Raw genomic sequence first — 18,338 nt, 5'->3', positions numbered from 1 at the left:
CCACGGCACACCGGTGGTAGCAAGGATGCTTAGCATCTGGGGCGGCGCAAAAACCAGCGTGAATCAGCGGTATTTGCGGTGCAGGTTCTCTTTCACGGATGCCCGGGGAGACGCGTCGGCGATCCATGGCCCGGTGCCTTCGGACTGGTCCAGGACCCCTGCCTCCAGCCAGGTGTAGTCGCCGGCGAGAACCCTCTCCGTGAGCGCGCGGTCGGCGTCGTCCGTATTCCGCCAGAGCTGGTCGAAGTACTCGTCGACGCGGACCCGCGCCTGTTCGCAGTAGGCTTCGGCGAGTTCGTATGCGGTGGCGGCCTGCTCGGGCGCAGTGTGGAGCATGCCTTCAGCCCGCGAACAGCAGGCCGCCATGGCGAACAGCTCGGCGCCGATGTCCACGATCCGGCCAAGGAACGCCTGTTTGTGCTCCAGCTTCGCCTGCCACCGGCCCATCCCGTAAAACGTCTGGCGGGCCAGCCGCCGCGAGGACCGCTCCACGAAGCGCAGCTGCTTGGCGAGCCGGCCGAACTCGGTGTAGGACCGCGGGTCCATCCCGGCACCCGCCACCAGCTTGGGCAGCCACTTAGCGTAGAAACCTGAAGCGCCGACGGCGGCCCTGGCCTTGTCGGACAGGCTGGCATCCGCGGAGGCAAGGTCCCCGGCGGCGGCGAGGTGTGCATCCACCGCCTCGCGGGCAATGAGGAGCCGCATGATTTCCGAGGACCCCTCGAAGATGCGGTTGATCCGGAGGTCACGGAGCTGCTGTTCGGCCGGCACGGCGCGCTCGCCGCGCGCCTCCAGCGAATCCGCCGTCTCGAAGCCGCGGCCGCCGCGGATCTGCACCAGCTCGTCAGCTATCCGGCAGCTGATCTCCGTGGACCAGAGCTTGGCGAGGGCGGCCTCGATCCGGACGTCCTTCTGGCCGGCGTCGGCCATTTCGGCAGACAGCTCGAACACGGCGTCCAAGGCGAAGGCACTCGCGGCGATGAAGGCGATTTTCTTGCCCACTGCTTCATGCTTGCCCACCGGCCGCCCCCACTGGGTGCGCGCGTTGGACCACTCGCGGGCGATCTTCAGGCTCCACCGGCCGGACGCCACACAGAGGGCCGGAATGGAAAGCCTTCCCGTGTTCAGGGTGGTGAGGGCGATCTTCAGGCCCTGGCCTTCCCGCCCGAGCCGGTTGGCCGCGGGGACCCGCACCTGGTGGAAGCGCGTCACCCCGTTTTCGATGCCGCGCAGCCCCATAAAGGCATTGCGGTTTTCCACCGTGATGCCGGGGGAATCCATTTCCACCACGAAGGCGCTGATGCCGCCCTTGTGGACGGTGCCGTCGGAATCCCTGTGCTCCGGGACCAGGGCCATGACCACCACCAGTTCGGCGATCACGCCGTTGGTGGTCCACAGTTTGACGCCGTCCAGAACGTAGGAATCGCCGTCGTCCGTGGGAACTGCGGTGCTGCCCATCCGGGCGGGGTCGCTCCCGACGTCGGGCTCCGTCAGCAGGAATGCCGTGATGGCGCCGGCGGCGCAGCGTGGAAGGTACTCCCGCTTCTGCCCGGCAGTGCCGAACACCTTGACAGGCTCAGGGACGCCGATGGACTGGTGCGCGGAGAGCAGCGCCCCGAGGCTCGGGTGCACCGAACCCAGCAGGGCAAGAGCGCGGCCGTAGTACACGAGGGAGAGGCCCAGGCCGCCATACTCGCGGGGGATCTTCATGCCGAAGACGCCCAGCCCTGCCAGGCCCGCGATGTATTCGTCCGGGATTTTTGCGTTCCGCTCGATCACCCGGCCGGACATGGTCCTGGAGTAGGCGGTGAGGCGGGCCATGAACTCTTCGCCGCGTTCCACGTCCTCGGCCCTGGCTTCGGGCCAGGGATGGATGAGTGAAAGATCGAAACTGCCGAGGTACAAACCCTTGGCGAAGCTGGGCCGGTCCCAGGAGGTTTCGCGGGCGGCCTCGGTGATGGCGCGGGCGTCGGCCTCGGTGGCTTCCGGCCCGATCTTGTCGGGCGCTACGGGAACATCGGCGGCTGGACTGTCAGTGGCAGAGCTCACGGGGCATCTCCTCTAACCGGGGTGGCCGGCTCGAGCCCTGGGTCCGCCTCGGGTGGGGAACCCTTCAGCTGTCCCTCAATGCTACCCGCGGGTAAGTTCCCGTGCTAGGGGCAGGCTGCCCCTGAAAGTCCCCGGGGAGTTCCACGGTGGAGGCGTGGTGCACCATCCGGTCCCACAGGTGGTTGATGCCGTGGACCAATCCCACCAGGGTGCCGGCAACGATGAACCAGGCCAACCGGCCCACGCCCACGAGCACCATGGCCAGGAATCCGGCCGTCATCATGAAGCCCACGATCAGCATTCCAAACACCAGCGTTCCGATGAACACGAACGTGCCTGTTTCAACTGCACTGAGATCGAACTGCATGGTTCCCCCTGCGTCATTGCCTGGATGGATCAATTGGATGGATCGAGTAGCACGAGCGTAGGGTGCGGGCGGCGCGGTCAGCCAGACTCAGCGCGCCGTGGCGGAGGGGTTGATACGGGATCGAAATGCTACCGGTGCGTAGGTCACGGCGCGGTCACTGAAACCCCACCAGTAACACGCGTAACAGAAGGGCGGGGTGGGAGGTGGCCAGGAACTGAGCCGGACCTGCCGCCCGGGGCACTGCGTTAACCTTGTAGTTGGCAGTTTTCGGGTTTTCCGCTGCCCGACCAGTCCTGTGGCAGCTGAAGGAGAGTGCGTGTCCCGATCCGCCCCGTCCACCGCGGACGCGATCAGCGCCCGGCTCCGGGACCTCGAACTCCTCACCAAAGGACCTGCCTGGGCGCTCACCCGGTCCGCGCCGTGGGTCATCGCTGTGCTGCAGGCTTCCTTCACCCGAACCCGTCCCCAGCTTCCGCTGGAACAGTTCCATGCCGACGTCGATGCTTTTCTCGAGCAGCTCCGCCGCCAGGACCCCGGACTGGGCGGAATGGCCAACGGGAAATCCTTCGGCGACGAATGGACCCGTAAGAACTTCCTGACCCGCCGCAACCAGTCGGGGCAGATCGTCTACGAAGTCACCGAGCCCGCGGCCCGCGTCCTCGCCTTCCTGGACAGCCTCTCCAGCGAACGCTCCACGCTGAACGGTTCCCGGCTCGGGACGCTGCTGGGCGACGTAGAAAAACTCGCCAACGAGACCAACCCCGACCAGAGTGCCCGGCTGGAGTCGCTCGAGGATGAGATCGAGGAGCGGCAGCAGCTCATCCAGGACATCAGCTCCGGGGACTTCGACGGACTGCTGGACGATGACGAAGCGGTGGAGGCCGCAGGAAACATCCTGGACCTCGCCGCCAGCCTGCCGGCGGACTACAAGAAGATGCGTGACCGGATCGAGGAACTGGTGGGCGGGCTCCGCAACCAGATCATCGAGGAGTCGCTCAGCAAGGGCGCCACCATGGCGCAGGTGCTGGAAGCGGACAAACGCCTCCGGCAAAGCCCCGAAGGCAGGACGTTCCGCTCATTCACGGCATTCCTGGAGGACCCCCAGCAGCAGCTGCGGTTCCGTTCCGCAATCGGCGAGGTGCTCAGCCGGCAGTTCGCGGACGACCTCAGCCATGAGGACCGCGAAACACTGAAGAACCTGGTCGCTGAGCTGCGGACCCAGCACAGCCAGATCCAGCGGATCTACGGCAAGCTCAGCGAAAGCCTCAACACCTACGTCCAGAGCGATGATTTCCGCCAGTCCGTGCGGCTGCGGAAGGTGCTCCGGGAGGCTGAACAGGCCATCCGCTCGCTGCCCTATGAACGGGAACGCCCCGGCCTGGTGCCCGGACCCGTGCTCTTTAACGCGGGTTTCGAATCCTTGTCGATGGTCAAGCTCTTCGACCCCGACGAGTTCGCGGCGCCCCCCAAGCTTGCCGACCCCATCGCCTTCAGCGACTCGGACCGCGTGCGCTCGCCGCGCACCGGGAAGGCCAAGCCGGCAGCCATCCGCGCCGCGCTCGCCGGGGCGGCCACCCTGCCGGAGGCATGGGAGCAGCTTCCGCCGGAGGAACGCCACATCAACTCCATCCGCGCGCTGCTGTCCCATGCCCTGCACGACGGCGCCGGCTTCGACCGCGCCGGCTGGGACGCCATCGACTTCGAACAGATAGACGGAACCACCCGCAAGGCATTCCTGCCGGTGGTCACCCTCAAGAAGGATTCGCATGACTGAAGAGATTACGACGACGGCGGATGCCGCCGTCGAGCCCGAAGTGCCGGTGGTCGAGCCCGTAGAGACCCCGGAAGCCCACCCCGCTCCCGAACACATCCACGGCGTCCCCTTCGCGGTCACGCCCAAGGACACCTTCGTCGACGGCGCAGCGCTGTTCCCGGGGGACACCGGCGTATTGCCGATGAAGGTCCGCCAGGCCCTGGTGAAGCTGCTGAAAGGCCCCTACGTCGACGGCGGCCGGGACGAGAAACTCTGGACTACGCTGCTGGACAACCAGCTGATCCTGCGCAGCCGCCTGTCCGAGCTGTTCCTGACGCTGCAGCTTGACCACGAACGAAAGGTGGCAGTGCTGCGTCCGGTGGATCCCGAAGCCATCGGCGGCAGCACCCGCTCCAGCATCCTGCGCCAGCAGCGTGCGCTCAGCCGGGTGGAAACCATCGTGCTGCTGCGCCTGCGGCTCCTGCTGGACCGCCACGTCACGGCCCAGACGGACCCCACGATCACGAAGGAAGAAATCGCCGAGCTGGTGGCCCACTACCAGCCGTCCGGCCAGCAGGACGCCCTGCGGGATTCCGACGTCGTCAACCGCGCCATCACCAAGCTCCTGGCCCGCCAACTCCTCATCACCACCGGCCTCGAGGACGTCTACACCATCTCCAACGCCCTCCCCCTGGCCCTCCCCTTCGAAAACATCGGCGACATCCCCGCCCACATAGAGGCGCTGGTGGCGGCCACCGCCGACCCCACAGGCACGGAAGCGCTGCTGGAACTGGACGGCGACCCGGTGGCTGAGCCTGTCGAAACCGATAACGAGGACACTGACGAAGCGGAGGACACCAAGTGAGCATCGCGACCATGCTGCCGATGGGCGAGCTCACCAACCCCGGCCAGATGCGGCTCGCGCTGGTCCAGGTGGTCAACTGGGGCACGTTCCATGGCGCCCACACGATGCACGTGGACCGCAACGGAACCCTGCTGACCGGCAACTCCGGCGTCGGCAAGTCCACGCTGTTTGACGCCATGCTGCGGGTCTTCGATGCGAGGCCGCGTTCCAACGAGGCCGCCGCGCAGCGCTCCGGTGCCGTTGAGGACAAGCGCACCACGTTCACGTACATGCGCGGCAAGGTGGGAGACAAGGCCGTGGGCGAGGGCTCGGCCAGCGCCTTCCAGCGCCCCGGCGCCACGTGGTCCGCCGTCGCCCTCACGTTCGATAACGCGGCCGGCACGAAGGTGACGGTATCGGCGCTTTTTGACCTGCCCAAGAACGGCACGGAGTCGAGTGTCGGCCGGTACTACCTGATCGACAACAAGCCGCTGGACCTTGCGGCGATCGAGGGCATCGCCGAGAAGCGCTTCACCAAGGCTGCGCTGGACACGATCTTTCCGGACGCGCAGGTCTTCGATGTGCACAAGGCGTTTGCCGAGCGTTTCCGCCGCCTGCTGGGCATCAACTCGGACCAGGCCCTGCCGCTACTCCGCGTGATCCAGGCCGGCAAGGGCCTCGGCGGCAGCGTCAACACCTTCTTCCGGGACCAGGTGCTCGACGCGCCCGCCACGCTTGCCGCGGCGGACGACGTCGTCGAGGAATTCAGCAACCTGATGTCCATCCGGCAGCGGCTGGAGGACGTGCGGCAGCAGCGCGACCAGCTGGCCCCGGTGCCGGGCCTCAACAAGGACTACGCGCAGTCCCTGCTGGACGCGAACCGCCTGCGGGAACTCGCCGGTGAAGAATTCGATGCCTACAAGCAGCAGCTCGCGGTGACGGTCCACGAAAAGACCCTGGTCCGTTACAAGGACCTCGCCCAGGCCAAGGCCAAGGACCTGGCCGCGGAGCGCGCGATCCGGGACGGCCTGGCCAAGGACCTTCGCCAGCTCGAGGCGGACTACAACAACCAGGGCGGCAACGCGATCTCGGCGATCGAGCAGTCGCTGGAGAATGCCCGGGTGGGACTCAAGCTCCGCCAGCAGGTGGAGGAAGCAGCGCGGCAGGCGTTGGCCGATGCCGGCCTGGAGCTCGAGTGGACGGCCGCGGGCTGGGAGCAGGCGCACGCCCACGCCGCCGACCGCTCGGCTGAACTGCAGGATGACTCCGAGGCGCTCAAAGAGCTGCGCTTCGAGGCGTTCGACGGCCACGCCACGAAGAAGCGTGAGCTTGCGGCGGCCCAGCAGGAACTCGTCTCGCTAAAGACGCGCAAGTCCCTGCTCCCGCCGTCGAGCATTGAAAACCGGACCGCAATCGCGGCGGCAACCGGCGTGCCGGAGGAGCAGATGCCGTTCGGCGGCGAACTGATCGACGTGGCCGAAGGGCAGGAACAATGGCGGCCCGCCGCCGAACGCGCGCTGCGGAACCTGGCCACCACGCTGCTGGTTCCCGGCGAGCACTTCGCCGCCGTCACCCGGTACCTGAACGATCACTCCGTCCGCGGAGCGCTCCGTGCGGTGGACGTGTCCAAGCCGCTTGCCGGAGGTGCCCTGGCCGTGGAGGACGCGGCCGACGGCGATCTGCTGGGCAAGCTGGACATCCTCACCACCGGGCCCGCGGCCGACGCCGGGCAGTGGATCCGCGAGCGGATCGCGGTCGACTTCGCCTACCCCTGCGTCGAGGATCCGGACGAACTCGCTGCGCTGGACAAGGGCCTGAGCCTGGGCGGCGTGGTCAAACGCAACCGCCACACGGTGGAGAAGGACGACCGCTTCGCCAGCAGGCAGGACTACGTCCTCGGCTTCGACAACGCCTCGAAGCTGGAGCTGGTGGCCGCGCAGGTGGAGGACTTGCAGCAGGAACTGGCGAAGGCGGCCGAACTCGCGCAAAGCCGCGAAGAGTCGCACCAGGGGATGACCCGCCAGCTGGAGGCCCTGCGCCGCATCGCCGAGGACCACCGGCCCTGGGAGCAGGTTTCCGCGGCTGTGGCGGAGGACGAGCTCGGCAAGATCGAGCAGCGCCTCAAGGATGCCCTTGCCGCCCAGGCCGACCTGGAGCCGCTGCGGGCCAACATCGAGGCGGCCCGGCAGAAGCACCAGTCCAGCACCGAGGCCGCGGCGGTCCTGCAGAGCGAATACAAGGCACTTGACCAGCAACTCACCGCCGCGGATTCGCTGCTGGAAGCGGCGCGCAACCGCCTGCGCCAGGCACCGCCGTCGGACGCCACCGTCGCCGCGCTGGAACAATATTGTGCCGACTTCGGCGGCGTTGGCGACGTCACGGAAATGCATGAGCTGGACAACCTTGCCAACCAGGTCCGGACCCGGCTCCTCGCCGAACTGCACGCTGCAGAGTCCCGCGGCCAGGCCACCTCGGAGCGCCTCACCCGAATCTTCGAAGGATTCGTCCGTGAATGGGGCACGGCGATCTCCGCGGACCACGGCACCTCGATCGGCGCCGCCGGGGAGTTCGAAGCCCGGTACCACGCGATCGTCAGTGACGGCCTGCCCGCGCAGGAGGCCGAGTTCCGGCAGTTCTTCAACCAGCGCACGCACGAATCGTTCAGCACGCTGCTGCACCTGCTGGATGAGGAACGCCGGTCCATCACCAGCCGCATCCTGCCCCTGAACGGCATCCTGTCCGAGGTCAACTTCCACGAGGGCAGTTTCCTGGAACTCGACATCAAACAGACCCTGCCGCCCACCGCGAAGCAGTTCAAGGACGCCATCCAGAATGCGCTCAGGACGCGGCACACGCGGCCCTCGCGCGCTGCGGGAGCGTCAGCTTCCGGCCCTGAAACGGACGACGACGCCGAGCTCACCACCCGCTACAAGTCGCTGGAAACGCTCGTGAAGCGGCTGGGTTCGCAGACGCCCGAGGACCGGCGCTGGCGGGCCGAGGTGCTGGATGTGCGCGGGCACCTGTTCATCCAGTGCAAGGAGCACCGCGAAGTGGTGGGAACGCCGTCACACGGAAAGGGCAGGGGCAAGCGGACCGACGTGTTCATGCACGCGGATACGGGTTCCATGTCCGGCGGCGAGCGTCAGCGGTTCACGGCGTTCATCATGGCCGCGGCGTTGAGCTACCAGCTGGGCATCGCCGAGCAGGGCTTCACCACCTACGGCACAGTGATGATGGATGAGGCCTTTGTCCTCGCCTCGGAGGAATTCGCCGGCGCGGGGATCAAGGCCCTGCACGAATTCGGCTTCCAGCTGCTCCTGGCCGCTCCGGAGAACGTGATCGACCTGTCCAGGCACCTGGGCTCCGTCACGGAGATCCTGCGGGACAAGCGCACTAACCGCTCCGGGGTGCTCACTGCTCCCGTCATCGGGCCGCGGGCCGGCACCGAGGGAACCTGGCGCTCCGAGGCGAACCCGGTGGACATCGTCCTGCGCTAACTCCGGCCACCCACCAGGACGCTCTCTCACTTCCTGCAGGTTTTTAGCGGACGCTCTCGCACTTGTCGCCTGTCGTGGCCAGTTCTCGGCATTGATAACAAATCGATGGGTTTATTGGCGACGGTATGGAGCCGCGCTGTCCCTGCGCGCGATTCTGTAGTGCATCGTCACAGATTCCCCGTGGAAGGCACCGTCATGATTTGTGCACGCCGCGTCCCCTTCATCGCCGCCCTCGCGATAGCCGCCGCCCTCGGCCTGGCCGGCTGCGGGGCTGCCGTCCCGGAGGCTTCCTCCGGAGGGGCATCGCCGTCGGGTACCGGCACACCCTCGGAGCCGGCAGGCCCAACATCCGCCCCCGCCACGGCGGGCCCGACGACGAGCGGTGCCCGGCCGCCGTCGTCCGCTCCCGTTTCCGCTGGCGTCGCGACGTATACGTTCCCGGACGGGCGCCTGTCGTTCAAGTACCCGGCCGGCTGGAGGGTTGAACTGTTCACCGGGGCGGGGCAGCCGACACTGTCCCGCACCGCGACCGTGTTCGACGCGGGCGGAACGGAGCAGGTCACTGTGTATTCCGGGCAGGTGGCTGATGCCGTGAGCCACCGGGTGAGCAGGACCGTATTCGAGTCTGAACCTGTCCCGGGCCTCAGCCGGCAGATTGCTCCTGCCGCCAGCTACTCCTTCTATGTGGAGCGGATGGATGGCAGCGCGACGTACCGCATGGACCTGACGCCAGGAGTGCCCGCGGCCGGGGATGGCACCCGGATTGACGGGATCATCCAGATCGGGGACGAGGTACTGGTGGCGGAGGTCCGGTTCATCGAGAAGCCGTTCGCCAGCGACGCGGCAGCAAAGTTGTGGCTGGCAGGGGCGGAGGGGCAGGCACTCAAAGCGCTGTTGTTGAGCATTTCGTACAGCTGACTTCTCCGGCCGGCCCCCGCGCCGGAGGCCGGGTGGGAAAGGGCCTGGCCCGCCCCTCGCCCCGACCGGCCTAGCGTCCCTGGACCCGGTTGATGAACAGTTCCGTCCGCGCTATCAGTCCGTCGACCTGCCGGAGAACGACGGCGGCCGGGTCGGGGTTGATCTCATTGACCGGCGGTTCCACGCGGACGTTCCCGCTGCACAGGAAGTCGGCGCAGATCAGCGTCCCTATGGTGTTGCCGTTCCGGCCTGACTGACCGGCACGTTTGGCAACCCACAACAGGACGTCGTCCCTGGAGAAAACGTCGCGGCATAGTTCGCACAATACGGACCGGCTCTTCTTGGCTCCGCCCTCCGGAGCGCGGAGCATGATCCCCGTTAACCCCGAGGGTCCCGGGACTACGAGGTAGCCGCGGAGCGGCATCTTGGCGTCCCGCCACCCCAAAAAGTCCAGGCTGTCCCAGTCCAAGGAGTCAAAATCCCGGGGCAGGGTGAGTTTGGCGGCCTCGGAACGGCTGGCATTGATGAAAGATGAACGGATCTGCTGGGCAGTGATTTTTTGCATGACAATGAGCTTTCGAAAGCGTAGGGTCCCCGGGGGGAATAGCGGTCTCTTGTCAGCTGAATCCGGGCGCACCAGGGCCCAATGAAGGAAAGTGCCTGGCGGACGGCTAGATGCAGGTCCGGCGCGGGAAAGCTGACGTCGCTGTGGCCGCAAAGCAGGCCATTCCGGCCGCCCCGCTTCCCGCGGCTGCGATGACCTCGACGGTCTTCGGCATGCTCATTCCCCTCGTTGTGCAGGCGGTCCGATTCGGACCTCCTCATTGCCGGGCACCAGAGGCCCGCCCCGCCATCCTCCCAAATGCGCAACGCGTCGGCAACCGCGGACTGCGGCAGGAAGTGAGAGAGCGATGGGGAAAAGGCGGCCGGAAGTGGGAGAGCGTTACGTTCGGGTCTCGCCGCAGGCGTCGACCTGCGCCTGCACAATCGCCCCGTAGTGGGCCACCAGGTCGTCGAAGTCCCAGCCGTCGAACATGCCGAGCGTCCTCACCGCCTCGCCAAAGCCGGTCATGAGCGCGACGACGGTGGAGGCGTAACGCCGGTCCGGCGTCGCATCCTTCAGCAGAGTGGCCATGGCCGCGAGGTACCGTTCGCGCGTTTCTGCGCGGGCGGCGTCGGGCGTCGGGGAGTCCTGGATGGTGAACGGAAGCATGGCCCACGGCTCTTTCAGCCCGCGCTCCCGGCGCATCAGTACGCGGAACACCAGCGTCGCACCCAGCTCGGAGGCCGGGACATCGAGATCGGACAGCAGCGACTCGTCCGGTTTGGCGGCGGCAAACAGCTTCTCCTTGGAGCCGAAAAGCTTCATTACGAGGGCTGCTGAAACACCGGCGTCGGAGGCGATGTCGCGGACCGTCACGCCGCGGTAGCCCCGCTCGCCGAACAGCCTGCCTGCCGAATCCAGGATGGCGTCGCGGCTGGACACCACGGCCGCGCTCACGCGTCCACCAACTGTCCGGCGGGGGCGTCCATCGCCAGGTCCGCGGTTACCGAGCGGTTGTCCACTGCCAGCTTCCGGGCCATTGCCTGGTGGGTCGCCGGGTTCAGCAAGGTCACGATGTAGCGCCCGGCCAAGGGCAGCGGCAGTGAATAGCGACCGTTGGAATCGGTGCGGACCGTGGCCACGTGCTCGCCGGAGGCCTGCAGCAGGGTTACTACCGCGTCCGTGAGGGCAGCGCCTCCCACGGTGGCGGTTCCGGCCAGTTCCAGGCGGTCTTCCAGGTGGAAATTCTGCTGGAGCGTGCGGCCGTCGAAGTCGAACACCTCCGCCATTGGCGCCCAGCCGGCGGCGTTGGCCACCATCAGGTATGTGCCTGCTCCGGGCAGCGCCACGGAATAGTTGCCGTCGCTGTCCACCCGGCTCCAGTCCACCGGTTCGCCGCTTGTCTGCAGGACGGTGACGACGGCGGGAGTGACCGGGCGGCGGTCGGCCGTCAGGACGCGCCCCTGCACCACCAGCTCGATGGCGGCCGGCGCAGGGACCGCGGCCTTGGCTGCGGCCGCGGCGCGCGGGATGAACACGGCAGCCACCATGGAGGCCGCGGACGCGAGTGCCGCCATCCAGAAGACGTCCTTGAATGCCTCGAAGGACGGCAGCCGGGCCGATCCCACGGTGATGGTCACTGAGGTGAGGACGGCGGCGACGGCTGCACTCGACGTCGAGGTTCCAATGGACCGCACCAGGCTGTTGAGGCCGTTGGCCGACGCGGTTTCCGTGATGGGCACGGCCCCCATGATCAGGGTGGGCATCGCGGCGTAGGCGATGGCGGTTCCGATGCTGACCACCGTGGAGCCGATGATCACCGAGGTAATGGAATCGAAGAAGAAGACGCGGCCCACGTACCCCACCACCATGACCGCCGCGCCCGCGATCAGCGCCGACTTCCCGCCGAACCGCCGGATGATGCCGCCGGAAACGGGCGCGAAGACCACCATGGCCAGGCCGGAGGGAACCATGCAGAGCCCGGCGGTGATCACGCTCAGCTGGAAACCGTAACCGGTGGAGGTGGGCAGTTGGAGCTGCTGGGTGGTCAGCAGCATGTTGGCGAACATGGCGAAGCCCACCAGCAGGGATGCCAGGTTGGTCAGGAGGACAGGGCGCCGGCCGGAGGTGCGGAGGTCCACCATCGGCTGGCTGACCTTCAGCTCGTAGGGCAGCCACGCGGCCAGGAGGATGGCGGCGGCGAGGAACAGAAGCAGCACCGGCTCGGAACTCCAGCCCCACGATCCGCCCTTGGAGATGCCCAGGAGCAGCGCTGCCAGTGCCGCGGAAAGAATCACTGCGCCGAGATAGTCGAACCGGCCCGGCGTGCGCACCTTGGATTCGGGTACCACCAGAACGACGGCGGCGAGCAGCAGCGTGCCGGCACCACCGGAAACCCAGAAGATGGACTCCCAGCCCAGGCTTTCGTATAGCAGCCCGGCCAGCGGGAGGCCCAGGGCGCTGCCGATGCCCAGCGTGGCGCTCATCAGGGCGACGGCGGACCCCATCTTTTCCTTGGGCAGTTCGTCGCGCATGATGCTGATGCCCACGGGAATCAAGGCCGAGGAGAACCCCTGCAGTGCCCGGCCGACGATGAGCCAGAGGAAGCTTCCCCCCACGGCGGCCACGATGGAGCCGGCAACCATGATGGCGAGGCAGATCACCATCATTTTCCGTTTGCCGTACATGTCCGCGCTGCGGGACACGACCGGGGTGGCCACGGCGCTGGAGAGCAGCGTGGCGGTGACCAGCCAGGAGGCGTCGTCGGCCGTCACGCCGAGGATCCCGGGGAAGTCCGGAAGGAGCGGCACCACGAGGGTCTGCATCAGCGCCACCACCGTGCCGCTCAGCGCAAGGGCGGCCGTGATGGCGCCGGGGGACATGGATCTATTGCGGGATGGGGGCATCAGGGCGGAACCTTCTGGGCGTGAGGCGGCCACAAGGGGTGAACGCACGTTTACTGTCTTTCAAGTGAACCATTGTTCACCCCGCACCCTCAAGGAATTTTGGCGTGTGAAGCCTCACGTTTTGGTCCGCGGCCCTGGACCAAACGGGCAAGGCGGCCCGATTGAGACAATTACGTTACGCAAACGTTCCGTAATTCACAGAAGGATAGGCTAGCCTTACTTGGGTTCGCATCATTGACCTAAGGAGTTCCGTGACTTCCCCCCTCTTCTCCGGCCCGGGCGCCGGCCGCAGCGGCTTTGCCGCCGGTCCGTCCCGCCGCGTGCTGCTCAAGACCGCCGGCAGGGCAACTGCCGTGCTGGCAGCAGCCGCACTCTCGCTGACCGCCTGCTCCACCGGTCCCGCGGCATCCGGCACCGGCACTGCAGCAGCCAGCCAGTCCGCCAGCTCGCAGTTCCCCGTCACCATCAAGCACGTCTTCGGCGAGACCACCATCGAGTCCCAGCCGCAGCGCGTGGTCACGGTTTCCTGGGTCAACGACGACGTCGCACTCGCCCTGGGTGTTGTGCCCGTGGGCGTCCCCAAGAACGAATGGGGCGGCAACGAGAAGGGTTCCACGCCGTGGAAAGACGCCAAGCTGGAAGAGCTGGACGCCGGCTTCGGCACTGAAAAGGCACCGGTCCAGTTCTCCGAGGCGGACGGCATCAACTTCACCGAGATCGCCAAGCTCAACCCGGACGTCATCCTGGGCGCCTACTCCGGCCTGACGGAAGAGGACTACAAGAAGCTCAGCGAGATCGCGCCGGTGGTCGCCCACCCCGAGATCGCCTACGGCACGTCCTGGCAGGATTCCACCAGCATCATCGGCAAGGCCCTGGGTAAGGAAACCGAGGCCGCCAAGCTGATCTCGGACACCGAAGCCACCATCAAGGACAAGGTCTCCAAGTATCCTCAGCTGGCCGGCAAGAGCTTCATCTACGGCAACCTGGAGCCAGCCAAGAGCGACGGCGTCAACGTATACACCGCGAACGACAACCGTCCGCGCTTCCTCTCGGAGATCGGCATGAAGCTCGCCCCGGTTGTGGAGGAAAACTCGAAGGGCTCCAAGGAGTTCTTCATCCCGTGGTCCGCTGAAAAGGCCAACGAGCTCGAATCCGACATCTTCGTGACCTGGGTTCCTGATTCCGCCACCACCGATTCCATCAAGGCCGATCCCCTGCTGGGCCAGATCCCGGCCATCAAGGACGGCGCCCTGGTTGCCGACTCGGACAACACACTCACGCTGTCCATTTCGGCGTCGTCGCCCCTGAGCCTGCCGTGGTCGCTGGACACGTTCCTGCCCCAGCTGGCCAACGCAGCGGATGCAGTGAAGTAGGCACCCCACCATGACACCAAGTACGACGACGGCGCGCCGCGAGGGCACGTTCAACCCTCCTTCCGGCCGCCCCGCTGCAGGCAAGCAGGCCGCGTGGCTGCTGGCCGCCGTCGTCGTACTGGTCCTTGTTTCCGCGGTATCGCTGGCCGTCGGCGCCCGCGGTCTTCCCCTCGGCACCGTGTGGGAGGCACTCACGCAATTCGATCCCGGCAACGGTGACCACGCGGTGGTCCATGCACGCATCCCGCGCACCGTCCTTGGCCTGCTCGCCGGCGGGGCCCTCGGCCTGGCCGGCGCCGCCATGCAGGGCGTGGCCCGCAACCCGCTGGCCGACCCCGGCATCATGGGGGTCAACGCCGGCGCCGCCCTGGCCGTGGTCACCGGCATTTATGTTTTCGGGATCTCCTCCCTGACCGGCTACATCTGGTTCGCGTTCATCGGCGCCGCGGCCGCTGCCGCCGTCGTCTACCTTGTCGCCTCCCTCGGCCGGGACGGTGCGACGCCGGTGAAGCTGGCCCTCGCGGGCGCCGCACTGAGCGCCGGCCTGTATTCGCTCATGAACGTCATCCTGGTCTCGAGCCAGGACACCCTGGACCGGTTCCGGTTCTGGCAGGTGGGCGGAATCGCCGGACGCGACTGGTCGGTCGTTCTGCCCGGCGTGCCGTTCCTTATTCTCGGTGCGGGCATCGTGCTGGCTACCGGCCGCATCCTCAACAGCCTGGCGCTGGGCGATGACATTGCGCGCGGGCTCGGCCAGCGCGTGGGGATGGTCCGCGGTATGACTGCCTTGGGCATCGTGCTGCTGTGCGGGTCCGCCACCGCCCTCGCCGGGCCCATCGGCTTTGTGGGGCTCGTCATTCCGCACGCCGTCCGCTTCCTGACCGGGCCCGACTACCGCTGGATCCTGCCGTTTTCCCTCGTCCTGGCCCCGGTGCTCCTGCTCTCCGCGGACATCCTGGGCCGGGTGGTCCTGCTGCCAGGCGAAGTCCCGGCGGGAATCATGACGGCCCTCGTGGGCGCCCCCGTCTTCGTGTGGCTCGTCCGCCGCGGGAAGGGGGCCGGACTGTGAGCAAGGCAGACCTCGCGCACGTCGGGCGCGAGCTGGGAGACAACGCGCCCGGTGCTGAGCGCAGTGTCGGGCGCGATGCTGGGCGCGACGCCACCGGCCTGAGCCGGACCGCCATCCTGGCGTTCGCCGTCGTGGTCCTCTTTGCCGTCAGCGTTCTGCTGGGGAGCTACACCGTGACGGTCCCTGACTTCTTCAAAATCCTGCTCGCCCACCTCACCGGCGGCCAGAAGATTCCCGGCGCAAGCTTCATCGTGATGGAAAACAAGCTTCCCCGCGCGGTCATCGGCACCATGATCGGCGCGGCATTCGGACTTGCCGGCGGCCTCTTCCAGACCATGCTCCGCAATCCGCTGGCCAGCCCGGACGTCATCGGCATCAGTTACGGGGCCAGCGCGGCCGCCGTCACGGCAATCGTTGTTTTCGGTGCGTCCGGTGCCGTGGTCTCCGGCGCCGCCCTCGCCGGTGCGCTGGGCGTGGCCGCGCTCATCTATGCCATCTCCCGCGGCGGGTCCCTGGGGTCCGGCGGCGGAACCAGCGGCAATGCGGCCGGCAGCCGGCTGATCCTGGCGGGCGTGGGCATCGCCGCCGCCCTCCACGCCGTGGTCAGCTTCCTCATGACCCGGGCGGACATCCGCACGGCGGCCGACGCCCTGGTGTGGCTCAACGGCTCCCTCAATTCAGCCTCCTGGGACCGTGCCGGTATCCTCGCCCTTGCGCTGCTGGTCCTCATCCCTGCCGCAGCCGCACTCTCCGGCCCCTTGCGCATCCTGGAACTCGGCGATGACGCTGCCGCCGGGCTTGGCATCAGGGTCGGATTCACGCGGCTGGCCGTGGTGGCCGTCGCCGTGGCCCTCGCGGCGGTGGCGACGGCGGCAGCAGGCCCGGTTGCGTTCGTCGCCTTCCTGGCCGGTCCCATCGCCCGGCGCTTCACTGCCAAAGCCAGCCTCCCGGCGTCGGCCTTCGCGGGGGTGCTGATCGTACTGGCGGCGGACTACTTCGCTGCGAATATCGCGCCCCTGCTGCTGGACGGCACCGTCCTGCCGGTCGGCGTGGTCACCGGCGCCCTGGGCGCCCCGTTCCTGCTGTGGCTGCTGGTCACTTCCAACCGAAAGGATGCCTGAGATGGCTGTTCTGCGCGCCACGGACCTCACCCTCAAATACGCCCAGCGCACAGTTCTGGAAGGGCTGCAGGCGGAGATCCCCGAGGGCAAAGTGACCATGATCGTGGGCGCCAACGCCTGCGGCAAGTCCACCCTGCTCCGCGGACTGTCCCGGCTGCTGAAGCCCGCGGCCGGCACCGTGACGCTGGACGGCAAGGACATCCATACCCGCTCCGCCCGGGACGTCGCCCGGACCCTGGGCCTCCTGCCCCAGCATCCCGCCGCACCGGACGGCATCACGGTCCGTGACCTGGTGGGACGCGGGCGCTACCCGCACCAGGGCTTCTTCCGGAGTTGGAGTGCAGGCGACGACGCCGCGGTGCAGCGCGCCCTGGAGGCCACCGAAACGCTTGAGCTCGCCGGGCGCAACGTGGATGAGCTGTCCGGCGGTCAGCGCCAGCGCGTCTGGATTGCGATGGCGCTCGCCCAGGAGACCGATGTCCTGCTCCTGGACGAACCCACCACCTACCTTGACCTTGCCCACCAGGTGGAAGTGCTGGACCTGATCACGGACCTGAACCGCAGGCGCGGCACCACCGTGGCCATCGTCCTGCATGACCTGAACCTCGCGGCACGGTACGCGGACCACGTGATCGCCATGAAGGACGGCCGGATCGTGGCAGAGGGCGCCTCCACCGCCGTGGTCACTGAAGACTTGGTCCGGGATGTCTTCGGCCTGGAATCCCGGGTGCTTCCCGACCCCGTTTCCGGCACGCCGCTGATCATTCCGCTCGGCCGGCACCACACCACTGCAACTGAACTGGAGTTCGTTTCATGAAGACTCGCGACATTGCCGGCACCGAACCCATGACCCTGGCGTTCGACGTGACCGTCACCGCCGTACAGGAACTCAGCCCCAACTTCCGCCGCATCACCTTCGGCGGGTATTCGCTGCGTGACTTCGGTGTCCACGGCGGAACCCTGGACCTTCGCGTGAAGCTGATGATCCCTTCCCTTGGCGAGGACGGCACCCGGCTGCCGCTGCCCGTGTTCCAGATGGAACAGTCCGGCTGGTACCGGGAATGGCTGGCCATGGACCCGGCGACCCGCGGCTCCATGCGCACCTACACCGTCCGGCAGGAACGGCTCGACGCCGTCTACCCCGAGATCGACGTGGACTTCGTGATGCACTTCGACTCGGCGGGCAACGGCGGTCCCGCCGCAAACTGGGCCCTGAACGCCAAACCGGGGGATGCGCTCACCATCATCGGGCCCAACAACCGCGCCGCGCACTGCGTCACAGCGGAGATCTACTCCGGCATCGAATGGCGCCCCGGACTGGCCCAGCGGGTGCTCCTCGCGGGCGACGAAACCGCTGTTCCCGCCATCGGCGCCATCCTGGAAAGCCTCCCGCCGTACATGAGCGGGCACGCCTTCCTTGAAGTCCCCGAAGCCGGCGACTTCCTGGACCTGAAGTCCGCCGCCGACGTCGAAATCACCTGGCTGGCGCGGGGCGCCTCGATCGGCCGCTCACGCCCGCAGGGCGAACTCCTGCAGCAAGCAGTCCGCGCCGCAGTTCCCGAACCGGGCTGGGTGGGCATCAAAGCCGCCTCCGGCGGGGCCGGCCCGGAACCGGAGGACGTGGACGTGGACCAGGAGATCCTCTGGGAAACGCCCGCAAGGATGGAAACCGCGGCCATCGCGGCAACGAAGAACCCCGGGATGCCCGCCGGCGCCATGCCGTTCTACGCTTGGATTGCCGGCGAAGCGGGGGTCATCAAGGAGATGCGGCGCTACCTGGTGCGCGACGTCGGGATCGACCGTAAGCAGGTGGCGTTCATGGGTTACTGGCGGCAGGGGAAAGCGGAGCTCTAAAGTCTCGCCTCCGGCGCCGGCACTAGTCCCGACGCTCTCTCAC

Annotated in this window: 14 protein-coding genes; 9 read left to right on the top strand and 5 right to left on the bottom strand. The window is 67.4% G+C overall.

Annotated elements, in window-relative coordinates; translation table 11 throughout:
- Nucleotides 1-63: 63 nt before the first annotated feature.
- Both ACSQ12_RS20620 and ACSQ12_RS20615 read right to left on the bottom strand, forming a co-directional pair.
- Nucleotides 64-2,049 (bottom strand): acyl-CoA dehydrogenase family protein, encoded by a 1,986-nt coding sequence (locus ACSQ12_RS20620; RefSeq protein ID WP_436066724.1) that lies wholly within the window; start codon nt 2,047-2,049, stop codon nt 64-66.
- Between the two features lie 64 nt (nt 2,050-2,113).
- The gene (locus ACSQ12_RS20615; protein ID WP_209741987.1) at nt 2,114-2,416 is read right to left on the bottom strand and encodes a hypothetical protein; all 303 of its coding nucleotides are present in this window, start codon (nt 2,414-2,416) and stop codon (nt 2,114-2,116) included.
- A gap of 316 nt (nt 2,417-2,732) precedes the next feature.
- On the opposite strand from ACSQ12_RS20615, the gene ACSQ12_RS20610 reads away from it, so the two are divergent.
- From ACSQ12_RS20610 to ACSQ12_RS20595, 4 genes are all read left to right on the top strand, one after another.
- Nucleotides 2,733-4,190, top strand: coding sequence for a DUF3375 family protein (locus ACSQ12_RS20610; RefSeq protein ID WP_436066723.1), 1,458 nt, complete (start codon nt 2,733-2,735; stop codon nt 4,188-4,190).
- Nucleotides 4,183-5,034 (top strand): DUF4194 domain-containing protein, encoded by an 852-nt coding sequence (locus ACSQ12_RS20605; protein WP_436066722.1) that lies wholly within the window; start codon nt 4,183-4,185, stop codon nt 5,032-5,034. Before ACSQ12_RS20610 ends, ACSQ12_RS20605 begins: the two co-directional genes overlap by 8 nt.
- Nucleotides 5,031-8,510, top strand: coding sequence for an ATP-binding protein (locus tag ACSQ12_RS20600; protein ID WP_436066721.1), 3,480 nt, complete (start codon nt 5,031-5,033; stop codon nt 8,508-8,510). The genes ACSQ12_RS20605 and ACSQ12_RS20600 overlap by 4 nt, the downstream gene beginning before the upstream one ends.
- 195 nt (nt 8,511-8,705) lie before the next feature.
- Entirely contained in the window at nt 8,706-9,428 is a 723-nt protein-coding gene (locus ACSQ12_RS20595) for a hypothetical protein (RefSeq protein ID WP_436066720.1), read from the top strand.
- Between the two features lie 70 nt (nt 9,429-9,498).
- Here ACSQ12_RS20595 and ACSQ12_RS20590 read toward each other — a convergent pair whose 3' ends face one another.
- From ACSQ12_RS20590 to ACSQ12_RS20580, 3 genes are all read right to left on the bottom strand, one after another.
- Complete coding sequence (locus ACSQ12_RS20590; RefSeq protein ID WP_436066719.1) at nt 9,499-9,993, bottom strand: FBP domain-containing protein; 495 nt, start codon at nt 9,991-9,993, stop codon at nt 9,499-9,501.
- A 378-nt stretch (nt 9,994-10,371) separates the two neighbouring features.
- Nucleotides 10,372-10,929 carry a TetR family transcriptional regulator gene (locus ACSQ12_RS20585; RefSeq protein WP_436066718.1) on the bottom strand — a complete coding sequence of 186 codons (558 nt, stop codon included), beginning with the start codon at nt 10,927-10,929 and terminating at the stop codon, nt 10,372-10,374.
- Nucleotides 10,926-12,911 carry an MFS transporter gene (locus ACSQ12_RS20580; RefSeq protein ID WP_436067037.1) on the bottom strand — a complete coding sequence of 662 codons (1,986 nt, stop codon included), beginning with the start codon at nt 12,909-12,911 and terminating at the stop codon, nt 10,926-10,928. The genes ACSQ12_RS20585 and ACSQ12_RS20580 overlap by 4 nt, the downstream gene beginning before the upstream one ends.
- Nucleotides 12,912-13,129: 218 nt before the next feature.
- On the opposite strand from ACSQ12_RS20580, the gene ACSQ12_RS20575 reads away from it, so the two are divergent.
- From ACSQ12_RS20575 to ACSQ12_RS20555, 5 genes are read left to right on the top strand one after another with little or no spacing between them, the layout of a single operon-like run.
- A complete protein-coding gene (locus ACSQ12_RS20575; RefSeq protein ID WP_436066717.1) occupies nt 13,130-14,251 on the top strand; it encodes an iron-siderophore ABC transporter substrate-binding protein in 1,122 nt (373 codons plus the stop codon).
- Between the two features lie 10 nt (nt 14,252-14,261).
- Nucleotides 14,262-15,320 (top strand): FecCD family ABC transporter permease, encoded by a 1,059-nt coding sequence (locus ACSQ12_RS20570; protein WP_436066716.1) that lies wholly within the window; start codon nt 14,262-14,264, stop codon nt 15,318-15,320.
- Nucleotides 15,317-16,441, top strand: coding sequence for a FecCD family ABC transporter permease (locus ACSQ12_RS20565; RefSeq protein ID WP_436066715.1), 1,125 nt, complete (start codon nt 15,317-15,319; stop codon nt 16,439-16,441). The genes ACSQ12_RS20570 and ACSQ12_RS20565 overlap by 4 nt, the downstream gene beginning before the upstream one ends.
- Nucleotide 16,442: 1 nt before the next feature.
- On the top strand, nt 16,443-17,258 hold the full coding sequence (locus tag ACSQ12_RS20560; protein ID WP_436066714.1) for an ABC transporter ATP-binding protein: 816 nt from the start codon (nt 16,443-16,445) through the stop codon (nt 17,256-17,258).
- Complete coding sequence (locus ACSQ12_RS20555; RefSeq protein WP_436066713.1) at nt 17,255-18,295, top strand: siderophore-interacting protein; 1,041 nt, start codon at nt 17,255-17,257, stop codon at nt 18,293-18,295. The genes ACSQ12_RS20560 and ACSQ12_RS20555 overlap by 4 nt, the downstream gene beginning before the upstream one ends.
- Nucleotides 18,296-18,338 lie beyond the last annotated feature (43 nt).

This window comes from Arthrobacter sp. LjRoot14, from assembly GCF_964253905.1.
Lineage (GTDB): Bacteria > Actinomycetota > Actinomycetes > Actinomycetales > Micrococcaceae > Arthrobacter.
Note: the sequence above shows the minus strand (reverse complement) of the source record. Positions and strands in the feature narration are given on the sequence as shown.

Excerpts from the sequence above, each read along its gene's own strand:
- ACSQ12_RS20595 (WP_436066720.1), top strand. The coding sequence starts at position 8,706 with ATGATTTGTGCACGCCGCGTCCCCTTCATCGCCGCCCTCGCGATAGCC.
- ACSQ12_RS20605 (WP_436066722.1), top strand. The coding sequence starts at position 4,183 with ATGACTGAAGAGATTACGACGACGGCGGATGCCGCCGTCGAGCCCGAA.
- ACSQ12_RS20570 (WP_436066716.1), top strand. The coding sequence starts at position 14,262 with ATGACACCAAGTACGACGACGGCGCGCCGCGAGGGCACGTTCAACCCT.
- ACSQ12_RS20590 (WP_436066719.1), bottom strand. The coding sequence starts at position 9,993 with ATGCAAAAAATCACTGCCCAGCAGATCCGTTCATCTTTCATCAATGCC.
- ACSQ12_RS20560 (WP_436066714.1), top strand. The coding sequence starts at position 16,443 with ATGGCTGTTCTGCGCGCCACGGACCTCACCCTCAAATACGCCCAGCGC.
- ACSQ12_RS20555 (WP_436066713.1), top strand. The coding sequence starts at position 17,255 with ATGAAGACTCGCGACATTGCCGGCACCGAACCCATGACCCTGGCGTTC.
- ACSQ12_RS20615 (WP_209741987.1), bottom strand. The coding sequence starts at position 2,416 with ATGCAGTTCGATCTCAGTGCAGTTGAAACAGGCACGTTCGTGTTCATC.